Raw genomic sequence first — 12,650 nt, forward strand, 5'->3', positions numbered from 1 at the left:
TTACGCCCAAAATGCTGTGCAGTGTTAACACTAAAGTACGGATTCCAGACATAAAAAACCCCGGCAAGCCGGGGTTCTTCGTGTGCTGAAAACGGTGTCGTGTGTGGCTTAGCCTGCAACCGCGATACGTTTCATATCAGTCATGTAGCCACGCAGTTTACGACCAACCGATTCGATTGGGTGCTGACGAACGGCTTCGTTAACGTCACGCAATTGCGCGTTATCAACCTGAGTGCCTTCAATCGCTTTGCCCAGATCGCCCGGCTGCAGGGTGGTCATGAACTCTTTCAGCAGCGGTACGGCCGCGAAGGAGAACAGGTAGTTACCGTATTCTGCGGTATCAGAGATAACCACGTTCATTTCATACAGACGCTTACGTGCGATGGTGTTCGCAATCAGCGGCAGCTCGTGCAGTGATTCGTAGTAAGCAGACTCTTCGATGATGCCCGCGTCGATCATGGTTTCGAAGGCCAACTCAACGCCCGCTTTCACCATCGCAACCATCACAACGCCTTTATCGTAGTATTCCTGCTCTTCGATTTTACCGTCGAACTGTGGTGCGTTTTCGAATGCAGTTGCACCAGTCTCTTCACGCCAGGTCAGCAGGTTTTTATCGTCGTTGGCCCAGTCAGCCATCATGCCTGAAGAGAATTCGCCAGAAATGATGTCATCCATATGCTTCTGGAACAGTGGCGCCATGATGGTTTTCAGCTGCTCAGACAGCGCATAAGCACGGATTTTCGCCGGGTTAGACAGGCGATCCATCATCAGGGTGATGCCACCAAACTTCAGTGATTCGGTGATGGTTTCCCAGCCGAACTGAATCAGTTTTTCGGTGTAAGCCGCATCGTGACCTTCAGCCACCAGCTTATCGAAGCACAGCAGAGAACCGGCCTGCAGCATACCGCACAGGATAGTCTGCTCGCCCATCAGGTCAGATTTCACTTCTGCAACGAACGAAGACTCCAGCACGCCCGCACGGTCACCGCCGGTTGCCGCAGCCCAAGCTTTAGCAATCGCCAGGCCTTCGCCTTTAGGATCGTTTTCTGGGTGAACGGCGATCAGGGTTGGTACACCGAAACCACGCTTGTACTCTTCACGCACTTCAGTACCTGGGCACTTCGGCGCCACCATCACTACGGTGATGTCTTTACGGATGGTCTCGCCTGATTCAACAATGTTGAAACCGTGTGAGTAACCCAGTGCTGCGCCATCTTTCATCAGTGGCTGAACCGCTTTAACGACTGCAGAGTGCTGCTTGTCTGGCGTCAGGTTAACGACCAGATCCGCCTGCGGGATCAGCTCTTCGTAAGTACCCACTTTAAAACCGTTATCGGTCGCTTTGCGGAAAGAAGCACGCTTCTCAGCAATCGCTTCTGCGCGCAGGGCGTAAGCGATATCCAGACCAGAGTCACGCATGTTCAGGCCCTGGTTCAGACCCTGAGCGCCACAGCCAACGATAACGACTTTTTTACCTTTCAGGAAACTTGCGCCGTCTGCGAATTCATCGCGTGACATGAAACGACATTTGCCTAACTGCGCTAACTGGTTGCGCAGATTCAATGTGTTGAAGTAGTTAGCCATGGGTACTCCGGTTAGATGTTGTGTTTGCTTTTGTTCAGTAACGACACTGCGTTCAGTGCCGCGAATGACCCCATCATATGACAGGAAATCCGTTGCTTAAATTGATATATTAACAACGTCACATTGCAGAATTTGCAACAACACGTTGAGGTGAAATGCGCATGGATTTACGAGACCTGAAACTCTTTCTTCATCTGGCCGAAAGCTGCCATTTTGGCCGCACCGCGCGTGCCATGCATGTTAGCCCATCCACGCTATCCCGCCAGATTCAGCGCCTGGAAGAAGATGTCGGTCACGCGTTGTTTCTGCGTGATAACCGCACGGTAACACTCACGGAAGCGGGAGAGCGCCTCAAACAATTTGCTCAGCAAACCTTGCTGCAGTATCAGCAACTGCGCCACGTGATGGATCTGAATGGACCCTCGCTCAGCGGTGAGCTGCGCCTGTTCTGCTCAGTGACCGCGGCCTATAGTCATCTACCGCCGATTCTCGACCGCTTCCGTGCCGAGCATCCTCAGGTGGAGATCAAACTCACCACCGGTGACGCCGCTGACGCGATTGAGATGGTGCAATCCGGCGAAGCGGATCTGGCGATCGCCGGTCGTCCCGAGTCGCTGCCTGCCAGCATAGATTTTACGCCATTAGGCATCATTCCGCTGGTGCTGATCGCCCCGGCACTGCCTTGTCCGGTACGCAGCCAGGCCACTCAGGACGATCCAGACTGGTCACAGATTCCGTTTATTCTGCCGGAACAAGGGCCTGCGCGACGCGGTATCGATTTGTGGTTCCGTCGCCATCGCATTCCCAATCCGCAAATTTATGCCACGGTCTCTGGGCATGAGGCGATTGTTTCGATGGTGGCGCTGGGATGTGGTATTGCGTTGTTGCCGGATGTGGTACTGGAGAATAGCCCGGAACCGGTGCGTAATCGTGTGTTGACGCTGGAGAATGTCGAGTCGGTCGCGCCGCTTGAATTAGGCGTGTGCGTACAAAAAAAGCGGCTCGGGGAGCCGCTTATCAATGCGTTCTGGAACCTGCTGTAACTACTGCCCGGCGAGGAAGAAGCGGAATGCCGGGTTGTTCGCCTCATCGTGCCATTCGTAGCCCAACGCCGTGAGATGGGTGTCGAAATTCGGCTCTTGGTCATTAGCTTCGAATGCCACCAGCACGCGGCCAAAATCGGTACCGTGGCTGCGATAGTGGAACAGTGAGATATTCCAGTGCGCGCCGAGCGTCTGCAAAAACTTCAGCAGAGCGCCCGGTGCTTCCGGGAATTCAAAACTGAACAGGCGCTCACGCAGCGGTTTCGACGGACGTCCACCGACCATGTAGCGCACATGCAGTTTTGCCATTTCGTCGTCCGACAGATCCACGACGTTATAGCCACTTTCAGTCAATTGGTTGATGATTTCGCTGCGCTCTTCCAGCCCGCGTGTTAAGCGCACACCGACGAAGATGCAGGCGTTATCCGCATCCGCATAACGGTAGTTGAACTCGGTGATGGAGCGACCACCCAGCGTCTGGCAGAACTTGAGGAAGCTGCCCTGCTGCTCTGGGATCGTCACCGCCAGTAACGCCTCGCGCTGTTCGCCAATTTCACAGCGTTCCGACACATAGCGCAGACCGTGGAAGTTGACGTTCGCGCCTGACAAGACGTGCGCCAGGCGCTCGCCTTTGATGTCGTGCTGCTGGATATACTTCTTCATACCCGCCAGCGCCAGCGCACCTGAAGGTTCCGCCACCGCACGCACGTCTTCAAACAGGTCTTTCACCGCTGCGCAGATGGCATCGCTATCTACGGTGATGATGTCATCGAGATACTCTTTGCACAGACGGAACGTTTCACTGCCGATGCGCTTTACCGCCACACCTTCAGCAAACAAGCCGACGCGTGCCAAATCCACCGGCTCACCGGCATCCAGTGCCGCTTTCAGGCAGGCTGAATCTTCCGACTCCACCGCGATCACTTTGATCTGCGGCATCAGCTGTTTGATCAGCACTGCCACGCCCGCTGCCAGACCGCCGCCACCGACCGGCACGAATACCCGATCGATATGCGCATCTTGTTGCAGCAGTTCCATCGCCAGCGTGCCCTGCCCGGCAATCACCGCCGGATGGTCGAACGGATGGACAAAGGTGTACCCCTGCTGCTCAGCCAGCTCAATCGCTTTGGCTTTCGCCTCATCGAAATTGGCACCAAATAGATAAGCCTCACCGCCAAATGCGCGCACTGCATCAACCTTGATGTCTGCCGTGGCCAACGGCATCACAATCAGTGATTTGATGCCCAGCGTGCTGGCTGAAAGCGCCACACCCTGCGCGTGGTTGCCGGCCGAAGCCGTGATCACGCCGCGTGCTTTTTGCTCTTCAGTCAGTCCGGCAATCATCGCGTACGCCCCACGCAGCTTAAAGCTGTGTACTGGCTGGCGATCCTCGCGCTTCACCAAAATGGTGTTGCCGAGACGCGATGAAATTTTTTCCATTTTTTGCAGCGGCGTGACCTGGGCAATTTCGTACACAGGGGCACGCAGCACCGCGCGCAAATACTCCGCGCCGTTCGGCGACGCGGGTAGCGGTTGAGACTCAGCCATCAGTTGTTAGCCTCCCAGCTTGGACTTATCGCGCACCGCACCTTTGTCAGCGCTGGTCGCGAGGGATGCATAGGCGCGTAACGCGAAGGAAACAGCACGTTCGCGGTTGTGCGGGGTGTAAGCCGCTTCGCCACGCGCCAGCTCTTTTTCACGACGAGCATGGATTTCGTTGTCTGGCAGATCCAGATGGATACGACGGTTCGGGATATCCAGCTCGATCATGTCGCCATCCTGGATCAGCGCAATGGTGCCGCCGCTCGCTGCTTCAGGCGAGATGTGTCCCACAGAGAGGCCGGAAGAACCGCCGGAGAAGCGACCATCGGTGATCAACGCACAAGCTTTACCCAAGCCCATGGATTTCAGATAGGTGGTCGGATACAGCATTTCCTGCATGCCAGGACCGCCTTTAGGCCCTTCGTAACGGATGACAACGCAATCGCCAGCCACCACTTTACCGCCGAGGATCGCCTCTACCGCATCATCCTGGCTTTCGTAAACTTTTGCCGGGCCTTTAAAGGTCAGCAGCTCAGCGTCAACGCTGGCGGTTTTTACGATACAACCATCTTCAGAGATGTTGCCGTACAGCACGGCCAGGCCACCATCCTGAGAGAACGCGTGTTCGCGGGTACGGATACAACCCTCTACACGGTCATCATCCAGCGTGTCCCAACGGCAATCCTGCGAGAAGGCCTGAGTAGTACGGATACCGGCCGGACCGGCGCGGAACATCTTCTTCACCGCTTCGTCTTGGGTCAGCATGATGTCGTACTGATCCAGGGTTTCGCGCATGCTCTGCTGCAAAACGTTGCGCGCAGTGGTGTCGATCAGCCCTGCACGATCCAGCTCGCCCAGAATGGCGACAACGCCACCGGCGCGGTGTACGTCTTCCATGTGATATTTCGGCGTACTCGGTGCCACTTTGCACAGGTGTGGCACTTTGCGTGAGAGGCGATCGATATCCGACATGTTGAACTCGATTTCGCCTTCCTGCGCCGCTGCCAACAGGTGCAGAACGGTGTTGGTGGAACCGCCCATGGCGATATCCAGCGTCATCGCGTTCTCAAACGCGGCTTTGGTGGCGATGTTGCGCGGCAGTACGCGCTCATCATCCTGCTCGTAATACTTTTTGGTCAGGCTAACGATGCGTTTACCGGCGTTGAGGAACAGCTCTTTACGGTCGGCATGCGTGGCCAGCAGTGAACCGTTGCCCGGTTGCGCCAGACCCAGCGCTTCGGCCAGACAGTTCATCGAGTTGGCGGTGAACATACCGGAGCACGAACCGCAGGTCGGACAGGCAGAACGTTCGATTTTATCGCTATCGGCGTCACTGACGTTCGGGTTGGCGCCCTGAATCATCGCATCGACCAGATCCAGCTTGATGATTTTGTCGGACAGCTTGGTTTTACCGGCTTCCATCGGACCGCCGGAAACAAAGATCACTGGGATGTTGAGGCGCAGTGACGCCATCAGCATGCCCGGGGTGATTTTGTCGCAGTTAGAAATACACACCATGGCATCGGCGCAGTGCGCGTTAACCATGTACTCCACGGAGTCGGCGATCAGCTCGCGCGAAGGCAGTGAATACAGCATGCCGCCATGACCCATGGCGATACCGTCATCCACCGCGATGGTGTTGAACTCTTTAGCGACACCACCGGCAGCTTCGATTTGCTCCGCCACCAGCTTACCCATGTCGCGCAGGTGCACGTGGCCCGGCACGAATTGGGTGAATGAGTTAACCACTGCGATAATCGGCTTACCGAAATCGGCGTCGGTCATTCCTGTGGCGCGCCACAGGGCACGTGCACCCGCCATATTACGGCCATGGGTGGTGGTGGCAGAACGGTACTTAGGCATGCTCTATTTACTCCAGTCTGAAATATGACGCGGGCGCAGCTGCACCCGCGTAACGGTCTTGTTATGGATTAACCTGATCCAACCAGCCGTACTTATCTTCGGTTTCGCCCGTGAACAGGCCGAAGAAGGCGCTCTGAATTTTGGTGGTCACTGGGCCGCGTTTGCCGGCACCAACCTGAATGCCATCAACGCTGCGCACTGGGGTGATTTCTGCCGCAGTGCCGGACATGAACACTTCATCAGCCAGATACAGCGATTCGCGCGACAGGGTCTGCTCACGCACTTCGATACCCAGATCGATCGCCAGTTTAATGATGGCGTCACGGGTGATGCCCGGCAGCGCTGAAGAAGTGAATGGCGGCGTGAAAAGAATGCCATCTTTCACTTCGAACAAGTTTTCACCCGCACCTTCTGAAATATAGCCGTTGGTGTCGAGAGCGATACCTTCCTGATAACCGTGGCGGCGCGCTTCGCTGCCCACCAGCAGTGAGGAAAGGTAGTTACCACCGGCTTTAGCCGCGGTTGGCAGGGTATTCGGTGCAACACGGTTCCATGAAGACACCATCGCATCGATACCGTTTTCCAGTGCTTCAGCACCCAGGTAAGCACCCCATGGGAAAGCAGCGATGATCACGTCGGTGGTGTAGCCATCTGGTGGGTTCACACCCAGGCCTACGTCGCCAACAAACGCCAATGGACGAATGTAAGCGCTTTTCAGTTTGTTCACACGAATCACTTCGCGGCAGGCTTCCATCAATTCATCAACAGAGGCGGCGATAGGAAAACGATAGATTTTGGCGGAGTCGTGCAGACGCTGCATGTGTTCACGGTGACGGAACACCACTGGGCCTTTGTGTGAGTCGTAGCAACGTACGCCTTCAAACACTGAAGTACCGTAGTGCAGTGCGTGAGACATGACGCTAACCTTGGCGTCTTCCCACTTAACCATCTCCCCGTTGAACCAAATAAAGTCTGCTTTCTTCGTACTCATTGCTATTTCCTTTGGCGACTAAGCGCGGATTTGTTGTGATGTCTGTTGCTGGATCTCGACACAGGCGACATCCATAAGTTTGCTTAACTGCGAAGACAGTAAATCGACAGAACGCTGGCTGGCAACGGTCATCTCGATATTAATGTTCTCGGCGTTAATCGCAGATGCCATGTTCATCGAGCACACCTGGAAGCCACGGTGGCGGACGACACGCAAAATGCGCTCCAATATTTCAGGACGGAAGCGAGCTTCGATAGACAATTGATGCTGGTTCATGCGGTTTTCTCCATCATGTTTGCGTTGCTGGCACCCGGCGGTACCAATGGCCAGACGTTCTCATGCTCATCAATCGAAACATGCAGGAAGTAAGGACCTTCACTGTTCAGCAGAGCATCAATGGCGTCGTCGACCTGATCTTTACGGCTAATGCGCTGGCCTGGGATATCAAACGCGCTGGCCAGCGTGAGGAAATCGGGGTTATCAGTGAGGATGGTCTCGCTGTAGCGGCCATCAAAGAACAGCTGCTGCCACTGGCGCACCATGCCTAAGCGTTGGTTGTCCAACAGCAGGATTTTCACCGGCAGCTTTTTACGTTTGATGGTACCCAACTCCTGGATATTCATCATGATGGAACCATCGCCTGACACGCAGATGACGGTGTCATCCGGACGCGCCACTTGCGCACCCACGGCAGCCGGCAGGCCAAAGCCCATGGTGCCCAAGCCACTGGAGGTGATGAAGTTCTCTGGCGCGGTGAAGCTCATGTGCTGCGCTGCCCACATCTGATGCTGACCCACATCGGTGGTAACCACGGCACTCTCGCCTTTGCGATCGGATACCTGTTTCAGCAACAGAGGCGCATAGATCGCTTCGCCTGGGTGATCGTAACGCCAGTCGAACTCGGCTTTCATCGCTTTGACTTCCGTGCGCCAGCCCTCAATCTGCAGCGGCATGCTCAACGCAGGCAGTACCTGGTTTAAATCACCCTGCAGCGAAACGTGCGCACGGCGCAGTTTGTTCAGTTCAGCGGGATCGATATCGATGTGGATAACGCTGGCGTGCGGCGCAAAGGTATCCAGTTTGCCGGTTACACGGTCATCAAAGCGTGCGCCAACAGCGATCAGCAAGTCACAGGATTGCACTGCAAGGTTGGCGGCCTTGGTGCCGTGCATGCCTAACATGCCGAGGTAAACATCACTGGACGGGTCAGCACTGCCTAAACCCTTCAGCGTAGAGACCATCGGAATGCCGGTTTCTTGTGCCATCGCACGCAATGCAGGAACGGCTTGCGCCATGCCAACCCCCCCGCCGATGTACAGCATGGGCTTATGCGCTTGTGCCATTAACTCGCGGGCTTCAGCGATGTGCTGCGGTGAATGGCTGATCGCCTCTTCAACGGGCAGCAGGTGCGGCGTTAAATCACCGCTGGCAATTTGAATGTCTTTTGGGATATCAACCAGAACCGGGCCCGGGCGGCCAGACTGGGCAATAGCGAAGGCCTCGGCCATCACGGAAGGCAAATCTTCAAGGGATTCGACGAGGAAGCTGTGTTTGGTGCAGGCTAATGACAAACCGAGAACGTCAATCTCCTGGAAGGCATCGGTACCGATAAAGGCTGACGAAACCTGGCCAGTGATGGCCACCACCGGGATGGAGTCCATCAACGCATCGGCTAAACCAGTGATCAGGTTGGTCGCGCCTGGGCCAGAAGTGGCGATACAGACGCCTGTTTTACCGGTGGCACGCGCATAACCAATCGCTGCCATCACCGCACCTTGCTCATGACGACACAGTAGGTGTTCCACGCCGCCATCGTAGAGCGCATCGTACACTGGCATGATTGCGCCGCCAGGATAGCCAAACACTGTGTCGACACTCTGCGCGCGTAAAGCCTGAACTACCCACTGTGCACCTGTCATGGTTATTCTCCTGTATTCCTAGGGGAACAACAGAATTTTATGCTACTGCTCATAATCTGTTCCTCGCTGATTCGCTGATATTTAGCCTGGTCAAAAAAAAACCCCCGGACCTTTCGGTGCGGGGGTTTTTGGAATTCCGGGCTTGATTTTTAAGCCTTTCTTTCTCCAAGCGATGCCCCGCACGGTGGGATAATAATCACCACCACGCTAATCACGACTAGGCTAATCACTTGTAGAAGGGCTTTCATGTGTTGTTTGTTTTTTCGATTGTTCGAAGTAATACCTACAGAGTTACCATAGTTATCCGGTCATTGACAATAATTTTCATAATGTTTTTTTATGACGCAAACGGCGCGTGACGGTTATCGCATTGTAAGTAAAAGGTTATTTACAGTTGTGATAATTTTTCATTACGCACGCGGCGTAACGGATATTTAGATTTTACGATCTGGATTCTAAAAGCAGCGAAAGGGATGCAAAAAACGGTAATTAATCGGAATCAGGTACCGATATTAGCAAATCGCATTCGCCATCTGCCATTTCAATAAGCATGATGAAGGCAACAAGGAGTTGTTATGTCTTTATCTAAGGTTTTAACCCGTGCGGCATTGGGTGTTCAGGCTCCACTCGTCACTGTAGAAGTGCATATCAGTAAAGGATTACCTGCTCTCACGCTGGTTGGCCTGCCGGAAACCACCGTGAAAGAGGCACGAGAGCGGGTACGTAGCGCAATCATCAACAGTGGTTTCACCTTTCCCGCCAAACGCATCACCATCAATTTGGCTCCTGCCGATCTGCCAAAAGAAGGCGGACGCTATGACCTTCCTATCGCCATTGCGATTCTCGCAGCCTCAGAGCAGCTTCCTGACGCAAAACTGGCGCAATATGAATTCCTGGGGGAGTTAGCCCTAAACGGCGCGCTCTGTGGCGTTCAGGCCGCGATTCCTGCAGCGATGGCAGCACTGCAAGCGGGCAGGAGGATGGTGTTAGCTGATGAGAATCAACAGGATGTCGGATTAATTGAACAAGGAGATACCCTGGTCGGGAAGCATCTGGTCGAGATTTGTGCCTTTCTTCATAACCAGACCGCACTGACGGTGGCCCGTTCTCAACCAGAACCCTTTGAACAGGCGGACCAAGATCTCAGCGACATCATTGGGCAGGAACAAGGTCGCCGGGCACTTGAGATCACCGCGGCAGGGGGTCATAACCTATTGTTGCTTGGACCACCCGGTACCGGTAAAACCATGCTCGCTACACGCCTGCCAGGTATTATGCCTCCGCTGAACGATCAGGAAGCGCTGGAGTGCGCGGCCATTAATAGTCTGGTCAGCAGCGGGACTGTTCACCATCAGTGGCGCAGACGGCCATTTAGAGCGCCACATCACAGTGCCTCACTCTATGCGCTGATTGGTGGAGGCTCATTGCCGCGACCCGGTGAAATCTCTTTAGCCCACAATGGTGTGCTGTTTCTCGATGAACTGCCAGAGTTCGACCGTAAGGTGCTGGACTCATTACGTGAGCCCATTGAGTCTGGAGAGATTGCGATCTCCCGAGCACGTGCCAAAGTGACCTATCCGGCGCGCTTCCAGTTAATCGGTGCCATGAACCCCAGCCCAACCGGCCATTATCAAGGCAGCCACAATAGATGCACGCCTCAACAGGTCCTGCGCTATTTGAGTCGGCTTTCCGGGCCTTTCCTTGACCGTTTCGATCTGTCGCTGGAAATCCCGCTCCTGCCGAGTGGCACCTTGAGCCAGAAACAAAAAGTCAAAGAATGCAGTGCAGATGTGCTTAAACGCGTGCTGACAGCCCGGCAGGCTCAAATGGAGCGTGCCGGTAAGGTGAATGCACATTTAACCAACCCGGAGATTATACGTTGCTGCTCGTTAGTACAGCAGGATGCCGAATGGCTGGAAGCAGTGCTCAACTCACTGGGTCTTTCCGTGCGAGCATGGCAGCGGATTTTAAAGGTGGCGAGGACGATTGCCGATCTGGCAGGTGAGGAGGTGATTTTGCGGCAGCATTTGCAGGAGGCGGTGAGTTATCGCAGCATCGACCGGTTACTGATCCATCTGCATAAAAGTCTGGAATAAAAAACGGGGCCTTTAGGCCCCGTTATTTTTAATCATCGCTATCGCTGAAGTCTTCCACCGTGTCCATCTGCGGCTTGCCGCCAGACAGGGTGTGGAAACGCTTAGGACGCTTAATGCGTGCGGTATATTTCGACCAGACGCGTTCAGCTTCCGTTTGCGGCTCACGAACACCACGACATACTTCTAAAAACGAACGCTCTTCATCGGTCGCTGGTTCGCGCTTAGCGAGGTCCAGTTCGTTGAAGGCGTAACCGTGGCGTTCCAGAAGCTGAGCTTCTTTAATGGTGAAATCACCATGACGCGAAAAACCACGTGGGTAATGTTTGTTATCAAAGAAACGATTTGTTGTTGCGAAGCTATCCGCCATTTTACACGCTCCTGACTCTCATATGGCCGTGCTATTTATGGCGCGGAGTATTAGATAGGCTTGACAGAGTGTAAAACAAAACATTTAAATCAGTACGACAAACAAATTTTGGGAGAATGCTGTGGATACGGAATTACTGAAAACTTTCCTCGAAGTGAGCAGAACACGCCATTTCGGGCGTGCTGCTGAAGCGCTTTACCTCACGCAATCTGCCGTTAGTTTTCGCATTCGCCAGTTGGAAAACCAATTGGGGGTTAACCTTTTTACGCGTCATCGTAATAATATCCGTCTGACTTCTGCAGGTGAGCGTTTATTGCCCTATGCAGAAAGTTTGATGAGTACCTGGCTGATGGCCAAAAAGGAAGTTTCGCACACACAACAACACCACGAGCTTTCAATAGGCGCCAGCGCATCGCTGTGGGAAGCCTATCTAACCCCTTGGTTAAAAACGCTTTATGAAAACCGTGAAAGTTTGCATCTTGAGGCGCGCATCGCGCAACGGCATCTATTAGTTAAGCAGTTGCATGAGCGTCAGTTGGATCTGTTAATTACCACCGAAGCGCCAAAAATGGATGAACTCACCAGTCAACAGATAGGTCATATTTCACTCGCACTATTTCGCGCACGTAAAACCGAAAAACGCGAAAAATATGATTACATCAAACTGGAATGGGGCGCAGATTTTCACCAGCACGAAAGTTATCTGTCCAGTGATGATGTCCCAGTATTAACCACAACATCAGCGCATGTGACGCGTGAATTACTTCACACCACTGGTGCTTGCGCATTCTTACCCGACTCCTGGCACAGCATTTATAGTGACCTGATGGTTATTCCAGATACACCTGTTGCCGTACGGCCACTGTATGCGGTGTGGTTGCAGAATAGCGATCAACAGGCGCATATTCGCCAACTGCTTAAATTTCCGGTATTGACTCAGTAATTGGGGGAGAGTTTGGGTGGATCGCAGTGAAACCCAAACGCTTTTCATGACTGAATTTGGGTTTCATTGCTGAATTTTGGACAAAAAAAATCCTTTGCCGAAGCAAAGGATTGTTTTCTGGCAGGGGCGGAGGGACTCGAACCCCCAACACCCGGTTTTGGAGACCGGTGCTCTACCAATTGAACTACGCCCCTAAATAGGGTGGCGGAACGGACGGGGCTCGAACCCGCGACCCCCTGCGTGACAGGCAGGTATTCTAACCAACTGAACTACCGCTCCACCGATACTGTACTGAAGTCAGA

At 53.9% G+C, this 12,650-nt stretch carries 11 protein-coding genes and 2 tRNA genes; 3 read left to right on the forward strand and 10 right to left on the reverse strand.

Features of this window, described 5'->3' with window-relative positions:
- Positions 1–108 precede the first annotated feature (108 nt).
- Complete coding sequence (gene ilvC, locus ACPUC8_RS15135; protein ID WP_039333385.1) at positions 109–1,584, reverse strand: ketol-acid reductoisomerase; 1,476 nt, start codon at positions 1,582–1,584, stop codon at positions 109–111.
- A gap of 161 nt (positions 1,585–1,745) precedes the next feature.
- On the opposite strand from ilvC, the gene ilvY reads away from it, so the two are divergent.
- The gene (ilvY, locus tag ACPUC8_RS15140) at positions 1,746–2,627 is read left to right on the forward strand and encodes an HTH-type transcriptional activator IlvY (RefSeq protein WP_039333397.1); all 882 of its coding nucleotides are present in this window, start codon (positions 1,746–1,748) and stop codon (positions 2,625–2,627) included.
- Here the strand turns inward: ilvY and ilvA are convergent, their stop codons facing one another.
- The 6 genes from ilvA to ilvL form a co-directional block, all read right to left on the reverse strand.
- Positions 2,628–4,175: a threonine ammonia-lyase, biosynthetic gene (ilvA, locus tag ACPUC8_RS15145; RefSeq protein WP_039333386.1), complete on the reverse strand. Its 1,548-nt coding sequence runs from the start codon at positions 4,173–4,175 to the stop codon at positions 2,628–2,630.
- Between the two features lie 6 nt (positions 4,176–4,181).
- Positions 4,182–6,032, reverse strand: a complete 1,851-nt coding sequence (gene ilvD, locus ACPUC8_RS15150) for a dihydroxy-acid dehydratase (protein ID WP_039333387.1) — start codon at positions 6,030–6,032, stop codon at positions 4,182–4,184.
- A 61-nt stretch (positions 6,033–6,093) separates the two neighbouring features.
- Entirely contained in the window at positions 6,094–7,023 is a 930-nt protein-coding gene (locus ACPUC8_RS15155; RefSeq protein WP_034820022.1) for a branched-chain amino acid transaminase, read from the reverse strand.
- 18 nt (positions 7,024–7,041) lie between these two features.
- A complete protein-coding gene (ilvM, locus tag ACPUC8_RS15160) occupies positions 7,042–7,299 on the reverse strand; it encodes an acetolactate synthase 2 small subunit (protein WP_034820026.1) in 258 nt (85 codons plus the stop codon).
- Positions 7,296–8,942: an acetolactate synthase 2 catalytic subunit gene (ilvG, locus tag ACPUC8_RS15165; protein ID WP_039333388.1), complete on the reverse strand. Its 1,647-nt coding sequence runs from the start codon at positions 8,940–8,942 to the stop codon at positions 7,296–7,298. The genes ilvM and ilvG overlap by 4 nt, the downstream gene beginning before the upstream one ends.
- Positions 8,943–9,091: 149 nt before the next feature.
- Positions 9,092–9,190 (reverse strand): ilv operon leader peptide, encoded by a 99-nt coding sequence (gene ilvL / locus ACPUC8_RS15170; protein ID WP_071531048.1) that lies wholly within the window; start codon positions 9,188–9,190, stop codon positions 9,092–9,094.
- Between the two features lie 327 nt (positions 9,191–9,517).
- Between ilvL and ACPUC8_RS15175 the strand changes: the two genes are divergently transcribed.
- Positions 9,518–11,038: a YifB family Mg chelatase-like AAA ATPase gene (locus tag ACPUC8_RS15175; RefSeq protein WP_039333389.1), complete on the forward strand. Its 1,521-nt coding sequence runs from the start codon at positions 9,518–9,520 to the stop codon at positions 11,036–11,038.
- A gap of 28 nt (positions 11,039–11,066) precedes the next feature.
- Here ACPUC8_RS15175 and ACPUC8_RS15180 read toward each other — a convergent pair whose 3' ends face one another.
- Positions 11,067–11,405: a MaoP family protein gene (locus tag ACPUC8_RS15180; RefSeq protein ID WP_039333392.1), complete on the reverse strand. Its 339-nt coding sequence runs from the start codon at positions 11,403–11,405 to the stop codon at positions 11,067–11,069.
- 121 nt (positions 11,406–11,526) lie between these two features.
- Between ACPUC8_RS15180 and hdfR the strand changes: the two genes are divergently transcribed.
- Positions 11,527–12,348: an HTH-type transcriptional regulator HdfR gene (gene hdfR, locus ACPUC8_RS15185; RefSeq protein WP_034820037.1), complete on the forward strand. Its 822-nt coding sequence runs from the start codon at positions 11,527–11,529 to the stop codon at positions 12,346–12,348.
- Positions 12,349–12,466: 118 nt separating this feature from the next.
- Here the strand turns inward: hdfR and ACPUC8_RS15190 are convergent.
- Together ACPUC8_RS15190 and ACPUC8_RS15195 are read right to left on the reverse strand one after the other, a co-directional pair.
- Positions 12,467–12,542: transfer RNA gene (locus tag ACPUC8_RS15190), tRNA-Trp, on the reverse strand.
- Positions 12,543–12,550: 8 nt separating this feature from the next.
- Positions 12,551–12,627: transfer RNA gene (locus ACPUC8_RS15195), tRNA-Asp, on the reverse strand.
- Positions 12,628–12,650 lie beyond the last annotated feature (23 nt).

The organism is Pantoea sp. CFCC18177, from assembly GCF_059412425.1.